The organism is Ancylobacter sp. TW_SC_1 (assembly GCF_056836805.1).
Genome location: NZ_CM166365.1, coordinates 4,281,805 through 4,305,848, shown reverse-complemented (window position 1 = coordinate 4,305,848; position 24,044 = coordinate 4,281,805). Strand labels below are relative to the sequence as shown.

22 protein-coding genes and 2 riboswitches are annotated in these 24,044 nt (G+C 69.8%); of the genes, 9 read left to right on the top strand and 13 right to left on the bottom strand.

Annotation, left to right across the window (positions count from 1 at the left end; translation table 11 throughout):
• Position 1: 1 nt before the first annotated feature.
• Positions 2 to 298 (bottom strand): helix-turn-helix domain-containing protein, encoded by a 297-nt coding sequence (locus tag AC1PZ7_RS20390; protein WP_482357010.1) that lies wholly within the window; start codon positions 296 to 298, stop codon positions 2 to 4.
• A gap of 178 nt (positions 299 to 476) precedes the next feature.
• Between AC1PZ7_RS20390 and AC1PZ7_RS20385 the strand changes: the two genes are divergently transcribed.
• Positions 477 to 1,235 (top strand): helix-turn-helix domain-containing protein, encoded by a 759-nt coding sequence (locus tag AC1PZ7_RS20385; protein ID WP_482357009.1) that lies wholly within the window; start codon positions 477 to 479, stop codon positions 1,233 to 1,235.
• 10 nt (positions 1,236 to 1,245) lie between these two features.
• A complete protein-coding gene (locus AC1PZ7_RS20380) occupies positions 1,246 to 1,713 on the top strand; it encodes a hypothetical protein (RefSeq protein ID WP_482357008.1) in 468 nt (155 codons plus the stop codon).
• A 215-nt stretch (positions 1,714 to 1,928) separates the two neighbouring features.
• Here AC1PZ7_RS20380 and AC1PZ7_RS20375 read toward each other — a convergent pair whose 3' ends face one another.
• From AC1PZ7_RS20375 to AC1PZ7_RS20355, 5 genes are all read right to left on the bottom strand, one after another.
• Complete coding sequence (locus AC1PZ7_RS20375) at positions 1,929 to 3,155, bottom strand: beta-ketoacyl-[acyl-carrier-protein] synthase family protein (protein ID WP_482357007.1); 1,227 nt, start codon at positions 3,153 to 3,155, stop codon at positions 1,929 to 1,931.
• Positions 3,155 to 3,424, bottom strand: a complete 270-nt coding sequence (locus tag AC1PZ7_RS20370) for an acyl carrier protein (RefSeq protein ID WP_482357006.1) — start codon at positions 3,422 to 3,424, stop codon at positions 3,155 to 3,157. Before AC1PZ7_RS20370 ends, AC1PZ7_RS20375 begins: the two co-directional genes overlap by 1 nt.
• 148 nt (positions 3,425 to 3,572) lie before the next feature.
• Positions 3,573 to 5,024, bottom strand: coding sequence for a GH1 family beta-glucosidase (locus AC1PZ7_RS20365; protein ID WP_482357005.1), 1,452 nt, complete (start codon positions 5,022 to 5,024; stop codon positions 3,573 to 3,575).
• 22 nt (positions 5,025 to 5,046) lie between these two features.
• Entirely contained in the window at positions 5,047 to 6,384 is a 1,338-nt protein-coding gene (locus tag AC1PZ7_RS20360) for a GntT/GntP/DsdX family permease (RefSeq protein ID WP_482357004.1), read from the bottom strand.
• A 167-nt stretch (positions 6,385 to 6,551) separates the two neighbouring features.
• A complete protein-coding gene (locus AC1PZ7_RS20355) occupies positions 6,552 to 7,643 on the bottom strand; it encodes an Acg family FMN-binding oxidoreductase (RefSeq protein WP_482357003.1) in 1,092 nt (363 codons plus the stop codon).
• A gap of 187 nt (positions 7,644 to 7,830) precedes the next feature.
• Between AC1PZ7_RS20355 and AC1PZ7_RS20350 the strand changes: the two genes are divergently transcribed.
• The 3 genes from AC1PZ7_RS20350 to AC1PZ7_RS20340 all read left to right on the top strand — a co-directional run bounded on the left by AC1PZ7_RS20350 (position 7,831) and on the right by AC1PZ7_RS20340 (position 11,431).
• Positions 7,831 to 9,174 carry a glycoside hydrolase family 5 protein gene (locus AC1PZ7_RS20350; RefSeq protein WP_482357002.1) on the top strand — a complete coding sequence of 448 codons (1,344 nt, stop codon included), beginning with the start codon at positions 7,831 to 7,833 and terminating at the stop codon, positions 9,172 to 9,174.
• 10 nt (positions 9,175 to 9,184) lie between these two features.
• Positions 9,185 to 10,699, top strand: coding sequence for a malonate--CoA ligase (locus tag AC1PZ7_RS20345; protein WP_482357001.1), 1,515 nt, complete (start codon positions 9,185 to 9,187; stop codon positions 10,697 to 10,699).
• Positions 10,700 to 10,795: 96 nt separating this feature from the next.
• On the top strand, positions 10,796 to 11,431 hold the full coding sequence (locus AC1PZ7_RS20340; RefSeq protein WP_482357000.1) for a LysE family translocator: 636 nt from the start codon (positions 10,796 to 10,798) through the stop codon (positions 11,429 to 11,431).
• Positions 11,432 to 11,441: 10 nt separating this feature from the next.
• On the opposite strand, the gene AC1PZ7_RS20335 is transcribed toward AC1PZ7_RS20340, so the two are convergent.
• Positions 11,442 to 11,717, bottom strand: coding sequence for a metal-sensitive transcriptional regulator (locus tag AC1PZ7_RS20335; RefSeq protein WP_482356999.1), 276 nt, complete (start codon positions 11,715 to 11,717; stop codon positions 11,442 to 11,444).
• A 75-nt stretch (positions 11,718 to 11,792) separates the two neighbouring features.
• On the opposite strand from AC1PZ7_RS20335, the gene AC1PZ7_RS20330 reads away from it, so the two are divergent.
• The 3 genes from AC1PZ7_RS20330 to AC1PZ7_RS20320 all read left to right on the top strand — a co-directional run bounded on the left by AC1PZ7_RS20330 (position 11,793) and on the right by AC1PZ7_RS20320 (position 15,922).
• Positions 11,793 to 14,282: a heavy metal translocating P-type ATPase gene (locus tag AC1PZ7_RS20330; RefSeq protein ID WP_482356998.1), complete on the top strand. Its 2,490-nt coding sequence runs from the start codon at positions 11,793 to 11,795 to the stop codon at positions 14,280 to 14,282.
• 316 nt (positions 14,283 to 14,598) lie between these two features.
• The gene (locus AC1PZ7_RS20325) at positions 14,599 to 15,042 is read left to right on the top strand and encodes an Rrf2 family transcriptional regulator (protein ID WP_482356997.1); all 444 of its coding nucleotides are present in this window, start codon (positions 14,599 to 14,601) and stop codon (positions 15,040 to 15,042) included.
• Position 15,043: 1 nt separating this feature from the next.
• Positions 15,044 to 15,922, top strand: coding sequence for an NAD(P)/FAD-dependent oxidoreductase (locus AC1PZ7_RS20320; protein ID WP_482356996.1), 879 nt, complete (start codon positions 15,044 to 15,046; stop codon positions 15,920 to 15,922).
• A gap of 146 nt (positions 15,923 to 16,068) precedes the next feature.
• On the opposite strand, the gene AC1PZ7_RS20315 is transcribed toward AC1PZ7_RS20320, so the two are convergent.
• The 4 genes from AC1PZ7_RS20315 to nadA all read right to left on the bottom strand — a co-directional run bounded on the left by AC1PZ7_RS20315 (position 16,069) and on the right by nadA (position 21,581).
• Complete coding sequence (locus AC1PZ7_RS20315; RefSeq protein WP_482356995.1) at positions 16,069 to 17,364, bottom strand: D-amino acid dehydrogenase; 1,296 nt, start codon at positions 17,362 to 17,364, stop codon at positions 16,069 to 16,071.
• 75 nt (positions 17,365 to 17,439) lie between these two features.
• Positions 17,440 to 17,565: riboswitch (glycine riboswitch) on the bottom strand.
• A 1-nt stretch (position 17,566) separates the two neighbouring features.
• A riboswitch (glycine riboswitch) is annotated at positions 17,567 to 17,668 on the bottom strand.
• 213 nt (positions 17,669 to 17,881) lie between these two features.
• Positions 17,882 to 18,739, bottom strand: coding sequence for a carboxylating nicotinate-nucleotide diphosphorylase (nadC, locus tag AC1PZ7_RS20310; RefSeq protein WP_482356994.1), 858 nt, complete (start codon positions 18,737 to 18,739; stop codon positions 17,882 to 17,884).
• Positions 18,740 to 18,876: 137 nt separating this feature from the next.
• A complete protein-coding gene (locus AC1PZ7_RS20305; RefSeq protein ID WP_482356993.1) occupies positions 18,877 to 20,451 on the bottom strand; it encodes an L-aspartate oxidase in 1,575 nt (524 codons plus the stop codon).
• Positions 20,452 to 20,474: 23 nt separating this feature from the next.
• Positions 20,475 to 21,581 (bottom strand): quinolinate synthase NadA, encoded by a 1,107-nt coding sequence (gene nadA, locus AC1PZ7_RS20300; RefSeq protein ID WP_482356992.1) that lies wholly within the window; start codon positions 21,579 to 21,581, stop codon positions 20,475 to 20,477.
• Positions 21,582 to 21,761: 180 nt separating this feature from the next.
• Here nadA and AC1PZ7_RS20295 point away from each other — a divergent pair, with 180 nt between their 5' ends.
• Complete coding sequence (locus AC1PZ7_RS20295) at positions 21,762 to 22,190, top strand: GNAT family acetyltransferase (RefSeq protein ID WP_482356991.1); 429 nt, start codon at positions 21,762 to 21,764, stop codon at positions 22,188 to 22,190.
• Between the two features lie 6 nt (positions 22,191 to 22,196).
• Here the strand turns inward: AC1PZ7_RS20295 and AC1PZ7_RS20290 are convergent, their stop codons facing one another.
• Positions 22,197 to 22,937 (bottom strand): SDR family oxidoreductase, encoded by a 741-nt coding sequence (locus tag AC1PZ7_RS20290; RefSeq protein WP_482356990.1) that lies wholly within the window; start codon positions 22,935 to 22,937, stop codon positions 22,197 to 22,199.
• Between the two features lie 37 nt (positions 22,938 to 22,974).
• Positions 22,975 to 23,958, bottom strand: a complete 984-nt coding sequence (locus AC1PZ7_RS20285; RefSeq protein WP_482356989.1) for an NUDIX hydrolase — start codon at positions 23,956 to 23,958, stop codon at positions 22,975 to 22,977.
• Positions 23,959 to 24,044: the final 86 nt, after the last annotated feature.

The following is a 24,044-nucleotide window of genomic DNA, read 5'->3' as shown; positions in this document are numbered from 1 at the left end:
TCTAGGCGGCCTTGTCGTTTTGACGGAGACGGGTAGCCCGCTCCCGCCTAGCTTTTCGCCGTACCGGGTTGCCGGCGCGGTCGTAGCGGGAGGGCCAGATGTCTTGGGGGCGAGAGTCGAGGAATCGTGCGATGATGGTCTCGACGGCCGGCCACGGCTTGGTCAGCGCTTTGCGTATCGCCGACGCTTCGTACCCGTGGCTCTCAGCAAGCTGTCTCAGCGTAACTCCACGCATGCGGACGGACGCCTTTACCTGCTCCGCGTGCCAGTCCTGTGCTATTCGCTTCTGGTTCTGCACTTGTCAGGTTCCGAATCCGTGGGGCGCTACAGCCGCATTCCGGTATCGAAACGCGGTGCAGATTAGTCACGTTGCGGAATTAAAATAGCAGATTCGGAATTCATATCCAGTCCAATTTCGCTTCGCAGTTCCGAAACAGCGATTTTGGACGAGCAAACGGCCTAAGAGCTTGGCGGCAATGGCGAAAGTAGAACTCCGAAACGAATATTCCGATCCCGACGCCGATTTCGGAGTTGGGTCGGCGAAGTCCGAATTCGTTCGCCGCCTGCGGCACTCGGTCGATGCGGCGGGGGGCAATCAGGCGGTTGCCGCTAAGAGCGGTGTTCCGCTTGGCACGTTGAACAACTATCTGCGGGGGGTGAACGAGCCCAAGGCATCGGCTCTGGCGAAGATCTCCGCCGCGACGGGCTATTCCGTCGACTGGCTGCTCTCGATCGCACCCCATCCCAGCGAGAGCGGCCTGCTGCAGGCTGGCGATGAACTTGTATCCAAGGCCGGGGGCGAGCTTGCGGTGCTTGTCGATAGCATCGCGAACATTGAGAGGCTGGCCTTTGCGGGCTCGGCGGGCGCCGGATCACTCGTGATCGAGGAGGGGGCCGGCACGGTGCCGGTTCCGAAGGCTCTGCTCCAGCGACTTCACTTGCGCCCCGAGCATGCGCGGATGCTGGACGCGGTCGGCAGTTCAATGACGCCGACCATTCATGACGGAGACCCGCTTCTCGTCGACATCTCGCCGACGGCGCGCGAGCGCATCGCCGATGACGCCATTTATGCCTTCACCATCGGCGACGAGGCGTTCATCAAGCGGTTGCGGCGGGAGCCCGGCCAGCTGATGATGGTATCCGACAATGCCGAGCATTTCCCGGCCCGACCGGTTCCCCACGGCGAACCCTTTCGGATTATCGGTCGCATCTGCTGGGGTGCTCGCGAACTGTAGGTGATTGATCGTGCGACGTTTTCTGATCGCTGCTCTTCTAGCCGCCGTACCCTTTTCGGCCTCGGCTCATGAGGCAGATCAATACATGGTCCTTATCTGTGGTCAGGACGTTGCCAACTGCGAGCAGCAGCGCGCCGAGTTCCGCCGACTGTACAAGGCCGCGTACCGCAACGACCTTCGCGCGCAGCGCGCCGTCGCGCGTGCTCTTTGGCGCGGCACCTCCATTGTGCCGGCACAGTGGCAGGCGGGGTGCGCGTGGCACATGGCCATTGCAGCGCTCAAGCCGGCGGGGCTCCAGGAGACCGACCTTGAGAACATGCGGGTCAACTGCGGGTTGCTGACGGCTGATCAAATCGCGATTGCCCGCAACGACGCTCACCACATCGGCCGACGCATCCTGGCGGGCGGCAAGATCGATGAGAGCGTAAGCCGGCCCGCCGCAAAGGGACTCGATGCCACCGCCGAGCCGCTCCTTTAAGAGGCTCTTACGCGACTGTTGAGAGCCTCTGACACGCCGCCCGCGCCGGACGGACCTTCTGCAAGATCAACTGTCTCGCCCGCCGTTCCTTTCCACCTTCTGCAAAACCGCCGACCATGGTCCGAGACCACCGCCGATGCCCCCCCAACGCCGACGTCGTAACGGTTTGTCCCGCCAGTTCCCGCCGAATCCCGTCAAATCCCGGCTCTGCAGATTCAAATGTCTTCATTCACCTCGTAGCGCTTGAGCGCCAGAACGGCGTTGAGCCCGCCAAAGGCGAAGGACGAGGAGATTGCGTGTTCGATCGGCGCGTTGCGCGCGGCGTTCGGCACGCAGTCGAGGTCGCAGTCGGGGTCGAATTCGTTGAAGCCCATGGTCGGCGGCAGGAAACCCTCGCGCAGGGCCAGCACCGTGGTCACGAAGTCGAGCGCGCCCGAGGCGTTCATCGTGTGGCCGTATTGCGACTTCGAGGACGAGACCGGCAGCCGGGCGAGATGGGCGCCGAACACCTGGCGCAGCGCCGCCGTCTCGGTCTTGTCGTTCAGCACCGTGGCGGTGCCGTGGGCGCTGACATAGTCGACCTGATCGGGCGCGAGGCCGGCATCCTCCAGCGCGAAATGCATGGAAGCCGCCGCGCTGGCCATGTCGGGGGCGGTGATGTCCATGCCGTCGGCGCTCATGCCGAAGCCGATCATCTCGCCATGGATGGTGGCGCCGCGGGCGATGGCGCGGTCCATGTTCTCCAGCACCACGGCGCCGCCGCCCTCGCCGATGACGAGGCCGCCCCGGTCCTTCGAGAACGGGTGGCAGCCGTCGGCGGCCAGCACCCGCAGCGCTTCCCAGCTCTTCAGCATGCCGTAGGTGATCTGCGATTCCGCTCCGCCGGCGACCGCGACATCCAGCATGCCCGAGCGCACCATGTGGAACGCCGTGCCGATGGAATGCGCCGCCGAGGAGCAGGCCGAGGCGATGGAGAAGGCCGGGCCGTGAATGCCGAGATCCATGGTGATGTGGCTCACCTGCCCGCTCGGCATGGCGCGCGGCACGGTGAAGGGGTGCGGGCGCGGCGCCTTGTCGACATAGAGCTTGCGGTAGCTGTCGTCGACGGCGTGGAAGCCGACGGAGGCGGCGAAGATGGCGCCGGCGCGGTGGCGCGCCAGACCCTCCAGCGCCGGACCGGCATCGGCCAGCGCCTGGCGGGCGACGACGACGGCGAATTGCGAGGTGCGGTCGAGCAGGCCGAGCTGGCGCGGCTCGAAATGCTCCTCCGGCACGAAGCCGCGCACTTCGGCGGAGATCTTCGTCTTCATCGAGGAGACGTCGACGCCCTGCGTCTCGCCTATGCCAACCGTGCCGGCCCGGAGCCCGGCGAGATGCGCCTCCACATCGTTGCCGAGCGCGGAGAGCGAACCTAGCCCGGTGATGGCAACGCGCGCCGCCATCAGGCCGACTTGGCCTTCTGCGCGGCGAGCAGCTCGGCGACATGGTCGACCAGCGTGCCGACCGTGACGTCATTGCCGTTCAGCGGGCCGTCATTGGGGATCTCGATGCCGAAGCGGCTCTCCAGCTTGAAGATCGTCTCGATGAGGTCGAGCGAGGAGATGCCGAGCTCCGCGACCGGCGTGTCCGGCGTGAGCAGGGCCGAATCGACCCCGACCTCGCCGGAGATGAATTCGACGATTTCGGCGATGGCGGGATCGTCTGTCTGCATGCGTCTGCTCTGTCTCGTGCGTCGGCGTGTAGCCGGAGTAGGACGTTAGGTACCACATAGAAGGGCGGTTCGGGCAGCAGCGTCAAATGACCGACATATGTGTCCGGCGCATGTCACTGTCCCCATCGGGAGGGCGGCGGGCGTCTCCTCAGGGCTTGCCGCCGGCGCGGTGCGCCCGCATGAGCTGGGAGAGAAACAGCGCCGAGGCCTTGGGCGTGCGCTGCTGGGTGGCGAAGTCGACGCCGACCACGCCGAAGCGCCGGCGCTCGCCTTCCGCCCATTCGAAATTGTCGAGCAGCGACCAGGCGAAATAGCCGTTGAGCGCGCAGCCCTGGGCGATCGCCTCGCCCGCCGCCACCAGATGGGCGCGGATATATTCGGTGCGCTGCGGGTCCTGGATCACGCCGCTGACGGGGGCCGGGTCCTGGTAGCAGGCGCCGTTCTCGGTGACGAACACCGGCGGGTTGCCGTAGTCGTCGCGCAGCCGCGTGAGCACCTCGACGAGCCCCTGCGCGCTGATCGGCCAGCCCAGCAGCGTGCGCGGCATGCCCTCGGGCACGGCGCCATAGCCGGCCTGGGCGAGGAACATGGCGGGGTCGTGCTTGATGTAGGCCGGCCCGTAATAGTTCACCCCGAGGAAGTCGACCGGCACGCGGATCGCCTCCATGTCGCCGTTCTTCACCAGTTGCGCGAACACGCTGTCGAACGGCGCGGGGTAGCGGCCGTGGAACAGCGGATCGAGATTGATGGTGTTCCAGCAGGCATCGAAGCGCTGCGCGGCGGCGATGTCCGCCGGCTGCTGCGAGGCCGGGAAGATCGGCTGCAGCGAGAATACCGTGCCGACCTTGAGGTCGGAGCGCAGCGCGCGCACCGCCGTCATGCCGGTGCCCTGGGCGAGGTTCTGGTGGTGCTGCGCCATCACATAGCTCGGCCAGCCGGTCAGGCCCGGCGCCTGACTGCCGAAGCCGTGGCCGAAGATGGCGTGTACCGAGGGCTCGTTGAGCATGGCCCACGGCTTCACCCGGTCGCCGAGCCGGCCGACGGCGGCACGGGCATAGTCGGCGAACCAGCCGGCGATGTCGCGATTGTGCCAGCCGCCGCGGTCCTGCAGCGCCTGCGGCAGGTCCCAGTGGTAGAGGCAGGCCATGGGCAGGATGTTGCGCGCCAGCAGCTTGTCCACCAGCCGGTCGTAGAAATCGAGCCCGGCGGCGTTCACCGGCCCGGTGCCCTCGGGCATCACACGCGGCCAGGCGATGGAGAAGCGATAGGCCTGGAAGCCGAGGCGCGCCATCAGCTCCACGTCGTCGGCGTAGCGGTTGTAGTGGTCGCAGGCGACGTCGCCAGTGGTGCCGTCGGCGATCTTGCCCGGCGTGTGGGAGAAGGTGTCCCAGATCGAGGGCCGGCGGCCGCCTTCCTTCACCGCGCCTTCGATCTGGTAGGCCGAGGTCGAGGCGCCCCAGAGGAAGCCGGGCGGCAGCCGGGGCGTGCCGGCGGGCTCCAGCGGCGGCACCGCGCCCTCCTGCGCCCGCCCGGACGAGGGCAGGGCGGGCATGGCGGCGGCGGCTGCGGCGGCGGCGAGGAAGTCACGGCGTCGGAGCATCGGCAAAATCTCTCTCGAACCCTCAGGCGATGGCGAGCCGGACGGCGATGAGGCAGAGCAGGATCAGGCCGCCCTGCACAAGCACGCCGCCCGACAGGCGGGCGAGCGCCGCCGGCGGGGAGAAGCGCCCCGCCCGTGTCACCAGCCAGAAGAATCCGTCATTGATCTGCGGCACGGTCATGGCGCCCGCGCCCACCGCCAGCGCGGCGAGGGTGCGGCCCATCGGGTCGCCGATGCCGAGCGGGGCGGCCAGCTCCATCATCATGCCGGCGGCGGTGATCGAGGCGACCAGCGAGGAGCCCTGCAGCGTCTTGATCACGGCGGCGAGCGCGAAGGGCAGCACCAGCACCAGCGCGCCCGATGCCGGGGCGTAGGCGATGAGGTATTCGGCGGTCATCTCCGCCATGCCGACATCCTGCGCCACCTTCGACAGGCCGCCCGCCGCGCCGACGATGAGCAGCAGCGGCGCGGCCTTGGCCAGCGCCCGCCCGGCCCAGCCGGTCTCGCTCAGGCCGCCGCGCTCCCAGCTCCAGCTCAGCAGCAGCAGCAGCACGACGCCGACCAGGAGGAGCAGCGCCGGGTTGCCGAGGGCGAGGATGAAATGGCGGTCATTGCCGCCGCCGAACGGCTCGGAGGCGATGTCGCCGAGCGACTGCACGATCAGCATCGCCACCAGCACGAGGCTGGTGAGCACCAGCGCGAACGCGCCGCGCCGGGGCGCGTGCAGCGTCGCCCCGCCGATGCCGGCGGCGGTGTCGACCGGGTTCGGCAGGCCGCGGGTGGTGGCGCGGGCGAAAAGCACGCCGAGGATGACGGCAAGCACCGCCACCGGCACGCCGACGGCGACCGCCAGTGCCCAGTCCGCCCTGAGGATGGTCAGGCTCGCCAGCACGACGGGGGCGGGGATCAGCAGGCCATGGCCCGCCGAAAGCGACAGGCCCAGCGTCAGCGCCGAGCGCGGGCTGTCGCGGCCGATGCCGCGCCGCAGCGGGTTCAGCACCGCGAAGGCCGCTGCCGGCGTCGAGCACATGCCGCCGATGAGGCCGAGCACGGCGAGCGGGGCCGAGCGGGTGCGCCAGCCGCGCGCCGTCTGCTGCAGCCGCGCCGTGGCGCCGGTGCCGTCGGCGATCTCGGCCATCAGCGCCGCCGCCACCACGACGAGGCCGAGCGCCGCCAGCGACTGGCCGAAGCCGGTGCTGAACGACTTGACCACGAAGCTGAGCGACCAGCCCACCCCCTGATTGAAGGCGAAGGCAGCCAGCACCAGGGCGATGAAGGGATGGACCCTGCCACGCGCGGTGACCAGCGCGAAGACGGCCACGACGGCGACGAAGATGGCGGCGTAGGTGAGGAAGGACATGGGGCGGGGAACACGGGACGGAGGGAAAGCGGCGGCAGAGGCAGGCTTCACGCTTAGCCCGCCCGGCGTGCGCTGTCACCGTGGCGAGAAGGATGATCGTCGCGACGTGACGAAGCGGCACCCGTTACCCCCCGCCCGCGTCCCGCTCTCCCGCCGGCGCGCGCGCCTCACGCCAGCACCGCCGCCACCGGGCGGCGGGGCGAGAAGGGCAGCGTCGGCCCATAGCCGAAGCGCATCACCATGTCCGGCCGCAGCCCCTTCTCGCCGGCGAGCGCGGCCAGTGCGGGGCGCAGCCGGGCCACTTCCACCGCCTGGTTGATGCAGGCCAGCTTCAGCTCCAGCGCGGTGGCGGCGAGGGCGAAGCGCTGGCAGGCACGGCCGACCTCGATCCAGTGGGCGCGGTCGGCCTGCGCGGCGAGGAAGACGGCGACGCCGGGCGAGGAATCGATCTGCCTTGCATATTTGTCGTTCTCGGCGGCCGGCGTGACGAACAGGTCGAAAGCGCGCGCCCCCAACCAGTCCGGCAGCGTCGGGCTGCCGCTCGCCGCCGCATAGAGCCCGTCGCCATGGCGCATGGCGCTGGCCGGGTTGAAGCGCAGCCAGTGCTTCAGCTCGGCGAGAAAAGCGGGGTCGCGCATCTGCGCCTCGTTTCCCGCAATCGTCAGGTCGCGGAGCTGGTCGAGGCGGCTGCGCTCTGTGAGCAGCACGCAGCGCACGCCCTCGCGCTCGCCCGCTTGCTGCAGCGTCGCCAGCACCTCATTCGGCACGGGGCGCCCGTCATAGAGCGCGCGCGTGCTCTGGCGCCGGGCGATGGCGGGAAAGAGCGGGTCCGGTCGCGGCGGCGCGGGGGCGAAGCTGTAGCGCAGGCTGCCCTCCGGCGCGGTGCTGAACGCGCCCGGCCGGCCGGTGGCGGCCCCGGCGATGGCGAGCGTCTCGGCGGCGCAGCCCAGGCTGACGAACAGATGGTGATCGTCGGGGTCGACCACCGGCGTCGCCCGGGTGAGATCCGGCAGCAGGTCGATCGTGCCCGCCCCGAGCCGGAAGCGCCAGGGCTGGGTGTTGTGGCCGCTGGCGGCGAGCGTGGCGGTGCGGATGAGGTCGAGAACAGGTGGGTCCTCCGGCAGCGGCGCCCGCAGCTCCGCGCTGTAGCGTTCATAGGCGCTGGCGCTGCCGACCGCCCCGCGCCATCCCAGCCATCCCCCGGTAGCCGCCGCCGCCACGCCGCCGGCTCCGGCGATAAGCATGTGCCGCCTGTTCATCGTGACACTCCTCCAGCCGGCAGCCTAGGCCATGCGGGCGAGGGGCGCTTGATCGGGCTCAACGGATGTCGAAAATCGACCCCGGCGCGGGCCTCGTGACCCGCAGCGCCCTCTTTGCCTGTCGTGCCCGCGCTCCGCTTCCTCGACGCCATTGCCGCCGCGCGCGGGCTTTACTAGGTTGCCGCCCATGATCCGCTGCGCTCTTCCCCTCGCCACCGCCCTCATCCTCGCTGCCGCGCCGGCGCTCGCGCTGACCGACGCCCCCGTGGCGCCGGCCGCCGCGCCTGAAAACATCGCGCCCGGCTTCGTGCGCGCCGAGGGGCCGCGCTTCGTCAATCCGGACGGCTCGACCTTCTTCATCAAGGGCATGAGCTTCGGCAACTGGCTGCTGCCGGAAGGCTACATGTTCAAGTTCACGGTCCAGCGCTCGCCGCAGGATATCGAGGACGTGATCGAATACCTCGCCGGCCCGCAGGAGGCGGCGCGCTTCTGGAAGGAATTTCGCGAGACCTACATCCAGGAGGCCGACGTCGCCTTCCTCGCGGCGTCCGGCTTCACCACGGTGCGCGTGCCGCTGCACTGGAAATTCTTCCTCGACCGCAACGACCCCGCGCGCGTCGACCCCGACGGGGAAGGCTGGACGCTGATCGACCGGCTCGTCGGCTGGGCGAGGACGCACGGCATCAAGCTGATCCTCGACATCCACGCCGCCCCCGGCGGGCAGACCGGGGTGAACCACGACGACGGCGTCGGCTACCCGCTCACCTTCTACGTGCCGGAATACAGGCGCCGCACCATCACCCTGTGGCGCGCCATCGCCGAACGCTACAAGGACGAGACGGCGGTGCTGGGCTACGACCTGCTCAACGAGCCGATCACGCCCTATCACGACACCGACTTCCTGAATTCGCGGCTGGAGCCCTTCTACGCGGAGCTGGTGGCGGCGATCCGCGAGGTCGACCCCAACCACCCGATCATGCTGGCCGGGGCGCAGTGGAGCACGAATTTCGACGTGTTCGGCCCGCCCTTCGCCGACAATCTCGGCTACACCTACCACATGTTCTGGGCCGCCCCGCAGCGCAGCTCGATCCAGAAATACGTCAACTTCGCCAATCGCTGGCAGGTGCCGATCTTCATCGGCGAGACCGGTGAGCTGAACGACGACTGGAACGCCAGGTTCCGCGCGCTGAACGAGCGCCTCGGCCTCGGCTGGAGCTTCTGGACCTACAAGAACCTCGACACGCCCTCGACCGTCTCCTCCATCACCCGCCCGCAGGGCTGGGACGCCATCGCGCTCTTCGGCAGCGTGCCGAAGAGCCAGTGGGAGGCGATGGAGAAGCCCCCGCGCGAGGCGGTCGTCGCCACGCTGCGCGACTACATCGACAAGGCGCGCTTCGCCAACACCACCATCCGCGCCAGCTATGTCGCCTCGCTCGGCCTGACGGCGACCTGTCCCCGGCTCGCCTCCGCCGCGCCGGTTTCGGCCGAGCCGCCCGCCGGCGCGGCGACGCCCGCCGCTTCCTGCCCGTGACCGAGACTCCATGACCAACCATCTGTTCGACACTTTCCGCGCCCGCCAGCCGGATGGCGGCCGCGTGTTCATCGAGACGCCGGACGGCGCCGTCCTCACCTATGCGGATGCCGAGCGGCGGTCGGCGCAGTACGCCGACGCGCTGGTGGCGATGGGCCTCAGGCCCGGCGACCGGGTGGCGCTGCAGGTGGAGAAGAGCGTCGAGGCGGTGTTCGCCTATCTCGGCACGGTGCGCGCCGGCGGCGTGTTCCTGCCGCTCAACACCGCCTATACGGCGCCGGAGGTGGAGTATTTCCTCGGCGACGCGCAGCCGGCGATCTTCGTCTGCGACCCGTCCACTGAAGCGGCGTTGCGGCCCATCGCCGAGGCGCAGGGCGTCGCCCGCCTCCTCACCCTCGACGCCGCCGGCAAGGGCACGCTGAGCGCGGCGGCCGACGCGGCGTCGACCAGCTTCGCCGACGTGCCGCGCGGGCCGGACGACCTCGCCGCGCTGCTCTACACCTCGGGCACCACCGGCCGCTCCAAGGGGGCGATGCTCACCCACGGCAATCTCGTCTCCAACGCGCTGGCGCTGGTCGATACCTGGCGCTTCACGCCCGACGACGTGCTGATCCATGCGCTGCCGATCTTCCACACGCACGGCCTGTTCGTCGCCATCAACGTCACGCTGGCGGCGGGCTCGTCGATGATCTTCCTGCCGAAATTCGACCCGGAACTGATCCTCGGCCTGATGGACCGGGCGAGCGTCCTGATGGGCGTGCCGACCTTCTATGTCCGGCTGCTGAAATCGCCGAACCTCACGCCCGAGGCGGCGGCCGGCATGCGGCTGTTCATCTCCGGCTCGGCGCCGCTGCTGGCCGAGACGCACCGCGAATGGCGCGCGGCGACGTCCCACGCCATCCTCGAGCGCTACGGCATGACCGAGACCGGCATGAACACCTCCAACCCCTATGACGGCGAGCGGATCGCCGGCACGGTGGGCTTTCCCCTGCCGGGGGTGGAACTGCGCGTCGTCTCCCCCGAGAGCGGGGAGGCGCTCGGCGCCGGCGAGATCGGCATGATCGAGGTGAAGGGCCCGAACGTCTTTAGGGGCTACTGGCGCCTGCCGGAGAAGACGGCGGCCGAGTTCCACGACGGCTGGTTCGTCACCGGCGATCTCGGCCTCATCGGGTCGGACGGATATGTGCAGATCGTCGGGCGCGGCAAGGACCTCGTCATCTCGGGCGGCTACAACGTCTACCCCAAGGAGATCGAGGGCGAGATCGACGCGCTGCCCGGAATCATCGAGAGTGCGGTGATCGGGATTCCCCATCCCGATTTCGGCGAGGGAGTGACGGCGGTGGTGGTCGCCCGCCCCGAGGCGACGCTGGACGAGGCATCCGTCATCGACGCGCTGGAGGGCCGGCTCGCCCGCTACAAGCTCCCCAAGCGGGTGATCTTCGTCGACGACCTGCCGCGCAACACCATGGGCAAGGTGCAGAAGAACCTGCTGCGCGAGCAGTACAGGGGACTGTACGGGGGGTGAGGCGACGGCCGGGGCATGACGGCCGGGACACGACGGAAACGCCGTGCCGTGCTAGGAACCGGTCGTTCGCGCCTTGATGCCGACTCCGGAACCGCCATGCCGCGCACCGAGCTTTTTCTGGCCTTCCTCGCCACTGCCGGGCTGTTCGCCTGCATTCCCGGCCCCGCCATGCTCTACACGGCGGCGCAGACGCTGGCGCGCGGTCGGCTTTCCGGCCTGATGGCGGTGCTCGGGCTGCATCTGGGCTGCTATGTCCACGTCATCGCCGCCGCGGCCGGACTCTCCGTTCTCTTCCACGCCGTGCCGCTGCTCTACATGGCGGTGAAGCTGGCCGGCGCGGCCTATCTGATCTGGCTCGGCCTCGGCATGTTCCGCGCCCGGGCGAAGGGCGGGGCGGCGGGCCTCCCGGCGCTCGGGCGGAAATCCTCCCGCCGCGCCTTCGTGGAGAGCGTGGCAGTCGAGGTGCTGAACCCGAAGACGGCGCTGTTCTTCGTGGCGCTGCTGCCGCAGTTCATCGACCCGGCGGCGAGCCTGCCGGTCTGGACGCAGTTCCTCATCCTCGGCACGCTGGTGAACATCATGTTCACCTCCACCGATCTGGCCTGCGTCATGGTGGCGGGGGCACTGGTCGAGCGGCTGCGCCGTTCGGGCCGCGCGCAGCAGATGATGCGTCGCGCCGGTGGGGCGGTGCTGGTGGGGCTCGGCGCGCATTTGGCGCTGCAGCGCAACTGAGCGCCCCCGCTCACCCCCGCAGTTTGCCGAGCACCGCGATCAGCTCCGCCACCTTGGTGCGCTGCTCGTCGGCGTCGCCGGAGGCGATCGCGTGCTCGACGCAATGGGCGACGTGGTCGCGCAGCACTTCCTCCTCCACCTTCTTCAGCGCCGCCCGCACCGCCGCCACCTGTGTGACGATGTCGATGCAATAGCGGTTATCCTCGACCATGCGGGAGAGGCCGCGCACCTGGCCCTCGATGCGGCTCAGGCGTTTCAGACAGGCGTTGCGCGTATCGTTCTGCATGCTTGCCATATACCCGCATGGGGTATATATCGCAAGTGTCCAATACCCTCATGGGGTATGCAATGGGAGGTGGCCATGGCGGAGCACGAGCACGAGGCGAAGCAAAAGGGCGGTCCGGTGGGCGGTTCTTCCGGCGGTTCCTGCTGCGGCGGGCACGGAGCCGGCGCGACGCCGACGGGCGCGCACGACCACGCTCATCACGACCACGCCCATCATGACCGCGCGCCGGCGCACCGCCATCCGCACGAGCACGCACAGGCCGATGCGGCGGGCGCGCATATGGCGAAGGATCCCGTGTGCGGCATGGACGTCGATCCGCACACCGCCCGGCACAAGGCCGAGCATGGCGGGCGGACGTTTTATTTCTGCTGCGATGGCTGCCGCGCCAAGTTCGTCGCCGATCCGGGCAAGTATCTGGAAGGCCGCGCGAGCGCCGAGCCGGTGCCCGAGGGCACGGAATATACCTGCCCGATGCACCCGGAGGTCGTGCAGGTCGGTCCCGGCACCTGCCCGATCTGCGGCATGGCGCTGGAGCCGATGCTGGTGAGCCTCGACGGCGGGCCCAATCACGAACTCATCGACATGACGCGCCGGTTCTGGATCGGCCTCGCGCTGACCGTGCCGGTCTTCGTGCTGGAGATGGGCGCGCATCTCATCCCCGGCCTGCACGATGTCGTGCCGCCCGATGCCTCGAACTGGATCCAGCTCGCGCTGGCGACGCCCGTCGTGCTGTGGGCGGGGTGGCCGTTCTTCGTGCGCGGCTGGCAGTCGGTGGCGACGCGCAACCTCAACATGTTCACGCTGATCGCCATCGGCACCGGCGTCGCCTATCTCTACAGCCTCGTCGCCGTGCTGGCGCCCGGCCTGTTCCCGCCGGCCTTCCGCGCGGCGGACGGCACGGTCGCGGTGTATTTCGAGGCGGCGGCGGTGATCACCGTGCTGGTGCTGCTCGGGCAGGTGCTGGAGCTGCGCGCCCGCGAGCGCACCTCGGGCGCCATCAAGGCGCTGCTCGACCTCACGCCGAAGACCGCGCTGCGCATCAATGCCGATGAGAGCGAGGAGGAGATCCCGCTCGACCAGGTCGCGGTCGGCGACCATCTGCGCGTGCGCCCCGGCGAGAAGGTGCCGGTCGACGGCAAGGTCGTCGAGGGCCGCTCGGCGCTCGACGAATCGCTCGTCACCGGCGAATCCATGCCCGTCACCAAGACGCAGGGCGACCATGTGATCGGCGGCACGCTCAACAGCTCCGGCGGTCTGGTGATCGAGGCGGAGAAGGTCGGGCGCGACACCATGCTGGCGCGCATCGTGCAGATGGTGTCGGAAGCGCAGCGCTCGCGCGCGCCGATCCAGCGCCTCGCCGATCAGGTCGCCGGCTGGTTCGTGCCGGCGGTGGTCGCCTGTGCGATCCTCGCCTTCCTCGCCTGGGCCAGCTTCGGGCCGGAGCCGCGCTTCGCCCATGCGCTGATCGCCGCCGTGGCGGTGCTGATCATCGCCTGCCCCTGCGCGCTCGGCCTCGCCACGCCGATGTCGATCATGGTCGGCGTCGGGCGCGGCGCCCAGATGGGTGTGCTGGTGAAGAACGCCGAGGCGCTGGAGCGCATGGAGAAGGTCGACACGCTGGTGGTCGACAAGACCGGCACGCTCACCGAAGGGCGGCCCACCGTCACCGCCATCGTCACGGCGGAAGGCGTCGCGGAGGCCGAGGTGCTGCGTTATGCGGCCGCCGTCGAACGGCCCTCGGAGCATCCGCTGGCGCGCGCCATCGTCGCCGCGGCGCAGGAGCGCGAGCTGGACATTCCCAAGGTGCGCGGCTTCGACAGCCCCGTCGGCAAGGGCGCCTATGGCCTCGTCGACGGCAAGCGCGTGGTGCTCGGCAGCGCCGCCTTCCTCAAGGAACTGGGCATCGATGCCGCGCCCCTCGCCGGGCCGGCGGACGACCTGCGGCGCGAGGGCGCCAGCGCCATCCTCGTCGCCATCAACGGCCAGGTGGCGGCGGCCATCGCCATCGCCGACCCGATCAAGGCGACGACGCCGCAGGCGCTCCGCGACCTCGCCGCCGCCGGCATCCGCGTCGTCATGCTCACCGGCGACAACCGCACCACCGCCGAGGCGGTTGCCCGCCGGCTCGGCATCGCCGAGGTCGAGGCCGAGGTGGCGCCCGAGCACAAGGCGGCGGTGGTGGAGAAGCTCAAGCGCGAGGGCCGCGTCGTCGCCATGGCCGGCGACGGGGTGAACGATGCGCCGGCGCTGGCCAGCGCCGATGTCGGCATCGCCATGGGCTCGGGCACGGACGTCGCCATCGAGAGCGCCGGGCTCACCTTGCTGCGCGGCGATCTCGGCGGCATCGTCCATGCCCGCCGGCTGTCGCAGGCGACGATGCGCAACATCCGGCAGAACCTGTTCTTCGCCTTCCTCTACAACGGCGCCGGCGTGCCGATCGCGGCGGGCGTGCTCTACCCGGTCTTCGGCCTGCTGCTCTCGCCGATGGTGGCGGCGTTGGCCATGGCGCTGTCCTCGGTCAGCGTCATCAGCAACGCGCTGCGGCTGCGGGCGATGAAGCTGTAGGGCATCGCTGAAATCACGCCGCCCTCATCCCCGGGGCTTGACCCGGGGACCCAGTCGCCGGTTGCCGAAGCCGTCCCCGGACAAGCGACGCGCAGCGTCGCGCCGATCCGGGGCCCAGGGGGACGAGGAGCGCCGCCTTGTCCCTCCCGTCGCGCGAGGAGTTGCCGAAGAGTCTTCGCTGGGTCCCGGCTCTGTGCTCCGGCTGTGCCTGCGCTTGTCCGGGACACGAGGGGCGTTCCCCGGACTTGCGGCGCGAAGCCGCCGCGCCGGGCAGCCGCCCTTGCGGTGCCGGCTAAATCGTAATAATCGAAGTTACATGAAAAGAGACAGCCGCCTCTCCTCGGTTCTTCACGCTCTCCTGCACATGGCGGAGCGCGAGGGGCCGATGACATCGGAAGAACTCGCCGCCTGCATGCGCACCCATCCGGTGGTCATGCGCCGCACTATGGGAATGCTGCGCGAGGTGGGCCTGGTGCGCTCGGCGCGGGGCCCGCAGGGCGGCTGGCGGATCAGCGCCGACCTCGCGCAGATCACCCTGCGCCAGCTGCATGAGACGCTGGGCGAGCCGGCGATCTTCGCCATCGGCAACCGGCAGGAGACACCGGCCTGCCTCGTCGAACAATCGGTCAACGCCGCGCTCGACGGCGCCTTCACGGAGGCCGAGGCGCTGCTTCTCGAACGTTTCGGTCAGATCACACTGGCGGATCTCGCCGCCGATTTCAGCCGCCGGCACGCCGCCTGGCGCGAAAGGAATGCCTGACATGCATGATGTCATCGTTGTCGGCGGCAGCTATGCCGGCATGGCCGCCGCCCTCCAGCTTCTGCGCGCCCGGCGACGGGTTCTGGTCATCGATTCCGGCCTGCGCCGCAACCGCTTCTCCCGCGCGGCGCATGGCTTTCTCGGACAGGACGGGGTGGATCCGGGCGAGATCGCCCGCACCGCGCGGCGCCAGCTGGAAGCCTATCCCACGCTCGAATGGATCGAGGGCGAGGCGCACAGCGCGGCCGGCGAGAAGGACGGTTTCGCCGTCACCACGGCGGCCGGCGCTCTCCATCGCGGCCGACGCCTGCTGTTCGCGCTGGGGGTCAGCGATGAACTCCCCGCCATCGAGGGGCTGGCCGAGCGCTGGGGGCGCGGCGTGTTCCATTGCCCCTATTGCGATGGCTACGAACTCGATCGCGGGGCCATTGGCGTCCTCGCCACCGGGCCGCTGTCGGTGCACCAGGCGCGGATGGTGAATGAGTGGGGCACGGTGACGCTGTTCACCAACGCGACCTTCGCGCCGGACGAGGCGACGCGGGCCGAACTCGCGGCCCATGCCATCACGCTGGAGGAAACGCCGGTGGCGCGGCTGGAGGGGCATGCGGAGGTCGTGCTTGCCGATGGCCGCCGGCTCGCTTTCGCCGGTCTGTTCACCGCCCCGCGCAACAAGCCGGCCTCCCCGGTGGCCGAAAACCTTGGCTGCGCGCTGGAGGAAACACCCTTCGGCACGCAGTTGCGCACCGACGACACGAAGGAAACCAGCATCCCCGGCGCCTTCGCCTGCGGCGATGCCGCGCGGATACCGCATTCCGTCTCGCTCACCGTCGCCGATGGCGCGTGGGCCGGGATGCAGATTCACCGCTCGCTGGTGTTCTGAGCGCCCCATGAAAAAACCCCGCCCCCGGATATTCTCCGGAGGCGGGGCGGGAGCCGGAAGGGATCGGCTCCGAGACACCCGGACCGGCAAGCCGGCCCGGGGCGGGGTTCGTGAAGCTCTACGCGGCCACGATCACGCGGCTAAGATCACTCGGCCGCCATGCGCAGCATGGGGGCCAGCGGCGCGACCGGCATCGCATCGGCCACCTTCTCGGCGATGATCTGCGCGGTGGCGCAGGAGAGCGTCCAGCCGAGATGGCCGTGGCCGGTGTTGTAGAACACGCCCGGCCGCTTGCCGGCGGCGACGCGCGGCATCATGTCGGGCAGCATCGGCCTGAGGCCCGCCCACGGCACGACGCGCTCGGTGGAGACGCCGGGGAACAGCTTGCGGGTCCAGTCGACCAGCGGACGGATGCGATCCTCGCGGATATCGCGGTTCTCGCCGTTGAACTCGGCGGTGCCGGCGACGCGGAAGCGGTCCTTGCCGAGGCGCGAGGTGACGATCTTGGTCTTGTCGTCCAGCAGGCTCACCCAGGGCGCCGAATTCTGGCTCTGCTCGTCGTCGAGCATGACCGTGATCGAGTAGCCCTTCACCGGGTAGATGTTCACCCGGTCGCCGAGGCGCGAGGCGATGGCGCGCGAGCCGATGCCGGCGCACACCACCACGCCGTCGAAGCGCAGCGTCTCACGGACGGGAGTGGCGTCCTCGGCGTCGGGGGCGATGGTGAAGGCGATCTCGACGCCCGTGCCCTCCGGCCCCTTGCCGGTGTGCGTCACGCCGTCCACGCGCGCCTCGCTGACGAAGCGCACGCCCTTGCGGCGGCAGACTTCGGCCAGGCCGAAGGTGAATTTGTGGATGTCGCCGGTGGAATCCGACGGGGTGAAGAAGCCGCCATAGAAGTCGCCCTGCAGGGTCGGCTCAAGGGCGCGGATCTCGGCCGGCGTCACCTCGCGGCGCTCCAGCCCGCCCTGCGCGTAGAGGCCGGAGACCATGCGCGCATGGTCCTGGGCCGCCTTGTCGCGGTAGACGTGCAGGATGCCGCGCTTTTCGAGGTTGAAGTCGATGCCCTCGCGCGCGGCGATCTCGAACATGACGTTGCGCGCCTGGATGGCGAGGCGGGTGGTCTCGACCGTGTTGGCCTTGTAGTTCGGGATGTTGGCGAGGAACTCGGCCATCCAGGAATATTTGTGCCAGGAGGGCTTGGGGTTCATCAGCAGCGGGGCGTCCGGCGTGAACATCCACTTGATGCCCTTGAGCACGGTCTCCCAGGAGTTCCACACCTCGGCATTGGAGGCGGAGAGCTGGCCGCCATTGGCGAAGGAGGTCTCCATCGCGGCGTAACGCTGGCGGTCGATGACGGTGACGTCGTAGCCCTTCTCGTTGAGGGCGTAGGCAGTGGTGATTCCGGTGATGCCGGCACCGATAACGGCGATCTGGCGCATGGGGAGCTCCCGCGCTTGAGGACGACGAGACTCGAACGCGTGGTACTTCCACCTGGCGTTCCAGCCGACGGTCCCCAATCTGTCGCGGTACCTGAGAGCTCGCCCCGAGACAGACGGCGACGCCGTCAGACCATCCCGGGCTTCCCCTTCGGTGGACGTCCTGACACCGAATGACCGGCGCCGACGCCTCTCTCCAGATTGTCCTGATTATGCGGTCCGTGATGCCTGAGAGTTTCCTGGGGGGTTGCTCCGTCGGCGTCGACACCTGTCCGGGAGGACTGTCGATCTCTCCCGCATAACCATTAGCAGACGGCTATATGCATCGCACAAAAGCATGCCTCATTCAAGGGCAGGCGGGCGTGCTCGCGCGGTGTTGAGGCTGCGACCTTGGTGGGGGGAGGGGGCGGGGGAACCCATGGGATGCCCGTGCCGCAGCCTGTGGGGGCAAGCCGCAGCGTGCAGTCCGAAGCGGCAGCTTGAGATGGCAGCAGCGCCGGCAGTCGGCCATGGCGGCGGATCACACTCCCGCCGCGTCGAGGCCGAGGTCGAGGATCGGGGCGGAATGGGTGATCCAGCCGACCGAGATCAGGTCCACGCCGCTCGCCGCGATCGCGCCCACCGTCTCGCGCGAGACCCGGCCCGACGCCTCGGTGAGCGCCCGCCCGCCGACCAGCGCGACGGCGTCGGCCAGCATGGCCGGCGTCATGTTGTCGAGCAGCACCGCGTCGACCCCCTCGGCCATGGCGGCGTCGAGCTGGGCCAGCGTGTCGACCTCGACCTCGATCTTAACCATATGGCCGGCATGGGCTTTCGCCGCACGGATCGCCGGCACCACGCCGCCCGCCACGGCGATGTGGTTGTCCTTGATCAGCACCGCGTCGTCGAGGCCGAAGCGGTGGTTGGAGCCGCCGCCCGCGCGCACCGCGTGCTTTTCCAGCGCCCTGAGGCCCGGCGTGGTCTTGCGGGTGCAGACGATGTGCGCCTTGCCGTGCTCGCGGGCGATCGCGACCAGCCCCGCCGTGGCGGTGGCGATGCCGGACATGCGGCACGCGACATTCAGCGCCACCCGCTCGGCGGTGAGGATCGACCGGGCGGAGCCTTCGAGCCGCAGCACCACGTCGCCGGGCGCGACGACGCTGCCGTCGCCGCGCTCGACGTCTACACTAAGCCTCTGGTCTATAAGATCAAAAGCGATCACCGCGGCGTCGATGCCGGCGATCACGCCGTGCTGGCGCGAGGCGATCACCGCCTCGAAGCGGGCCTCGGCGGGGATGACGGAATCGGTGGTCACGTCGCCGGCGCGGCCGAGGTCCTCCAGCAGCGCGGCGCGAATGAGCGGCTCGACCAGCAGGCGGGGAAGGGGGGGGAGGGGCATGGTCAACTCATCCGGTTGGGGGCGACGTCATCCTTGGGTGCGCCCCCCGGGTCTTGCCTCCGGCAAGCCCGAGGCCCGGCGATGCCGGGCGCCTCAGGATGACATGGTGCGGGCGATAAGGCGGACGTCGGCTCTCCTCACGCCACCTGCCGGGTTTCCAGGGCATCGGCCGCCCTCGCGTCCGCCAGCCGGTTGTCAGCCAGCCTTGTCTCGGCGAATCGCGTCTCGGAATGACGGGCGTGCGCGGCCGGCGTCGGGTGGTCGGCGCGGAAATGCCCGCCCCGGCTCTCGATCCGCCGCAGCGCGGCTTCCGCGATCGTCAGCGCCACCAGCGAGAAGTCGTCGCCGGTCGCGTCGGCGAGTTCGCCGAGGCGCCGGGCGGCGGCTTCCAGACCCTGCGCGTCGCGCACCACGCCGACCTGCCGGTCCATCAGCGCGCGGATCTCCGCGCGGGCCGGCGAGAGCGGGCGAGGAGCGCCCGCCGGCAGCGGCGCGCGGGCGCCGGCGTCCTGCCCGGCGATGTCGTCGGCGATCCACTGCGCGTAGGCGAGGGCTTCCAGCAGCGAATTGCTGGCGAGCCGGTTGGCGCCGTGCAGCCCGGTCGAGGCGACCTCGCCGCAGGCCCACAGCCCCGGCACGCTGGAGCGGCCCGCATCGTCCACCGTGATGCCGCCCATGTGGTAATGCGCCGCCGGCCGTACCGGGATCGGCGCGCGCGCCGGGTCGAGCCCGTTGGCGCGGCACAGCGCGACGACGCCGGGGAAGCGCCGCTCGATGCCCTTCAGCCGCGCGTCGAGCACGACTTTCCGGCCCTCTGCAAGCTCGGCGAAGATGGCGCGGGCGACCACGTCGCGCGGTGCCAGCTCCTGCCCCGGCACCTCGGCCATGAAACGTTCGCCGCGCTCGTTGAGCAGCGTCGCGCCTTCGCCGCGCAGCGCCTCGGTGGCGAGCGGCATGGGCGCCGGGCCACCCGCCAGAGCGGCCCTTTCGGGATCGCCGCCGACCGCCATGGCGGTGGGGTGAAACTGCACGAACTCCATGTCGCGCAGCCGCGCGCCCGCGCGCGCCGCCAGCGCAAGCCCCGAGCCCACCGCGCCGAGCGGGTTGGTGGTGGAGGCGTAGAGGCCGCCGAGCCCGCCGGTGGCCAGCACCACGGCGCGGGCGACCAGCGTCACGGTGCGTCCGTCGCGATCGCGCGCGGCGAGGCCGGCGACCCGTCCGGTGTCGTCGGTCAGCAGTTCGGTGGCCCGCCAGCCTTCCATCACATGCAGGCTCGGGCAGGCCCGCGCGGCCTTGGCCAGCGTCTCCAGCACCACCCGTCCGGTGCCGTCGCCATCGGCATGGACGATGCGCCGGCGCGAATGCGCGGCCTCCAGCCCGAGGGCGAGGCTGCCATTGGGGTTGCGGTCGAAGGGCGTGCCGAGCCCGACCAGCCAGTCGATGGCACGCGGCGCCGCGCCCGCCACGCGGCGCGCCACATGCGGCTCGGAAAGCCCGGCGCCGGCGCTCAGCGTGTCGATGGCGTGGAAGTCCGGCCGGTCGTCGGCGCCGAGGGCGGCGGCGATGCCGCCCTGCGCCCAGCCGGTCGCCGCCTCGTTGCCGAGCGGCGAGGCGACGACGAGCGTCACGGGGAGCGGGGCGAGCCGCAGCGCGGTGGCGAGGCCGGCGACCCCGCCGCCGACCACGACGATGCTCTCAGGCGAATGGCTCAAGGCAAGGCCCTCCGGGCATGTCCTCAGCGGATGGCGAGCATGCGCTCGACGGCAAGCCGGGCGCGGTCGGCGATGGCCGGGTCGATCTCGACCTGGTGGGTCATCGTCTCCAGCGCGCGGCGGATGTTCGGCAGCGTGATGCGCCGCATGTGCGGGCACAGATTGCACGGCCGCACGAACTCGATGTCCGGGTGATTCACCGCGACATTGTCGGCCATCGAGCATTCGGTGATCAGCACCACGCGGGCCGGCTTCTCGTCGCGCACATAGTCGGCCATGCCGGCGGTGGAGCCGGCATAGTCGGCCGCCGCCACCACGTCCGGCGGGCATTCGGGGTGCGCCAGCACGACGACGCCGGGATGGTTCTCCCGCAGATCGCGAATGTCCTGCGGGGTGAAGCGCTCATGCACCTCGCAATGGCCCTTCCAGGCGATCAGCTCGATCTCCGGGACGTCCTTCTGCACGTTGCGGGCGAGATACTCGTCCGGCAGCATGAGGATGCGGTCGACACCCCATTCCTTCGCCACCGCGCGCACCACCTTCGCGGCGTTGCCGGAGGTGCAGCAATAGTCGCTCTCGGCCTTCACCTCGGCCGAGGTGTTGACATAGGTGACGACCGGCACGCCCGGATAATGCTGGCGCAGCAGGCGGATGTCGGCGGCGGTGATGCTGTCGGCCAGCGAGCAGCCGGCCGCCATGTCCGGCATCAGCACGGTCTTGGAAGGGTTCAGCAGCTTGGCCGTCTCGGCCATGAAGTGCACGCCGGCCATGACGATGACGTCGGCATCGACCGTCACCGCCTCGCGGGCGAGCGCGAGCGAATCCCCGACGATGTCGGCCACCGTGTTGAAGATTTCCGGCGCCTGGTAGTTGTGGCCGAGCACGACGGCGTTGCGCTCGCGCTTCAGCTTCTCGATCGCCTCGACGTCGCGGGCGATCAGCGGCCACTCGGCCGGCGTCACATGCTTCGACACGCGCGCATAGAGGTGCGCCAGCGGCATCGCCGGAGCGGGCTCGGCGGGCGTCCTCTCCGACGGAGTCCTGCCGGCCGGGGCGGCGGGCAGGCCGCGCGCGGCGTAGGCGAATTCCTCGGTATTTTCGGCACGGGCGGCGACGTTGAGATCCAGCATCGCATCCTCCCTTATGCTCGTTATGAGTATAACTCAGGCCAAAGAAGACCGGGCAAACGTGCCCGGCAGATCGGATGTTATGCTAGGACTGAGTATAAGTCGCTGTCAACACTTCGTCACAAATCGGGCCATATGGCTTTTTGATCGGTGGATGCGGCAGTCCGCCGGGGAGTCGTGACGATGACATTGAAGATCGAGCCCGCCCATGAGGGCGACGAGCGCGCGGTGGTCCATCTCTGGCAGGCCTGCGGGCTCACCGTTCCCTATAACGACCCGGCGTCGGATTTCCGTTTCGCGCGCGGCGGCGCGAGTTCGGAGGTGCTGGTGGCGCGCCTGGAATGCGGCCGAGTCGGCGCGACGGCGATGGTCGGCCATGACGGACATCGGGGCTGGATCTACTACGTCGCGGTCGACCCGATGCTGCAGCGCCAGGGCGTCGGCGCGGAGATCGTGGCCGCAGCGGAGGCGTGGCTGCAGACGCACGGCGTGCCGAAGGTGCAGCTCCTGGTGCGCGAGACGAATACGGCGGTCGTCGCCTTCTACGAGAAGCTCGGCTTCGAGGTCGCCCCGCGCGTGGTCATGTCGAAATGGATCGACGGGCGGGCATGACAGGTCTCATTGCATGATGAGCCCGCCATCGACCGCATATTGACTTCCCGTGACATAGGAGGCGTCGTCCGATAGCAGGAACAGCGCCACCGCCGCAGCTTCATCCGCTGTGCCGGCCCGGCGCAGCGGCACCTGTCCGACAACGAAATCCTCGAAGGCGCTGCGGGCGTCGTCGGGCAGGAAGTGCCGGAAATTGGTTTCGATCGGTCCCGGCACCAGGGTGTTGACCCGGATATTCCGCGCGGCAAGGGCCGTCGCCCAACTGCGTGCCATCGCGATTACCGCACCCTTGGTCGCCGCATAGAGGCCGGTCAACGCCGCGCCCTCGTAAGCCGAACTCGACGAGGTGATCACCACCGACGCCCCAGGTCGCAGCAGCGGCGACAGTTTGGCGAGCTGAAGCATCGGCCCGCGCACATTGGCGGCCATCATCGCATCGAAGGCGTCGGCAGTGACGGTCTCCAGTGCACCGATCTCTGCATAGGCGGCGTTGAGCCACAGCCCGTCGAGGCCGCCGAAGCGTGCGATTTCCTCCGCCAGCGCATCGGCCGCGGCGGGATCGGATGCGTTGTTGGCGAGAACCAGACTTCCGGCCGGCAGGGCGCGTCGCGCCGCGTCGAGACGACTCGGGTCGCGGCCGGTCACGGCTACGAGGCCTCCCTCGGCGCTGAGACGGCGGGCGCCAGCCAGCCCCATGCCGCTGCTGCCACCGGTGATGAGGACACGTTTATGAGTGAAGCGAGCCATGGCGACTTCTCCCTTGCGAGCGGGATGGAACAGGCAATCACCGCCGTCCGAAGCCGCCGGTCAGGCGCACGCCGGGGGTGGGGCGCTCCAGTAGCACCTCGCGGCGGAAGCGCACCAGCCGGGCCGGGCGGCCGCCGGTTTCGCTGGTGGTCTCGCCGGTTTCCTCGACGAGGCGCTGCTGCTCGATCAGCCGGCGGAAATTCTGCTTGTGCAGACGTGAGCCGGACAAAGCCTCCACCGCCTGCTGCAACTGGCCGAGCGAGAAGCTCGGCGGCATCAGCTCGAACACCACCGGGCGGTATTTGATCTTGCCGCGCAGCCGGGCGATGGCGAGCGCCAGCATGCGGCGATGGTCCTCGCGCATCTCGGTGCCGGAAGGGCCGGCGGCGATCCGCTCGGAGCCGCGCTCGCGCAGCGCCTCGGCGACGAGGCCGGCCTCGTACAGCAGTTCGTAGCGTTCCAGCACGCGCTCCTCGTTCCAGCTCGAGCCGGCGCCGAAGCACAGCGCCACGCGCTCGGCGCGCATCTCGCCCATGCGCGAGCTGGCGGCGCCCGCCGCCCAGCGGCGCAGGCCGTGCTCCAGGCTATCGAGCACGGCGGGGCGTCCGCCGCGCCAGTCCTCCCAGGGGAAATAGCGGTACCAGCTCTGCCAGGCGGCATCCGCGTCGCCGGCCGGGCGCGCCTCGCGCACCAGGGCGAGATAGGCGAGGGAGAGAGCGCGCGCGCCGTCCTCGCCGCGGTCGCGGTCGCCGAAGGTGTAGAGCTGCTCGACATAGCCGAGCTCCTGCAGCGTCTGCCGCTCCACCCAGGAGCGCAGGCCCACTTCCAGCGTGCGGTGGCCGCGCTCAAGCGGGCCGGAGGGCAACGAATCGCGTCCGTCGCCGTGACGGATCGTCAGCACCTTGGGATCGTCGCCGGTGACGGTGACGATCACCGCCGACAGGCCGATGGCGAGGCCGGGCTCAAGGGCGTCGGCGCGGCCGGAGTCGGTGGTCGTGTGGGGCGGCGGCGTCGCAGGCATCGGGTTCCGGGCAGTCGGCATTCGTCGGTAGGCGCGCCTATCCGCGCGTGCCTCAAGATAGCACGCCTGCGCCCGAACCGCTTGCG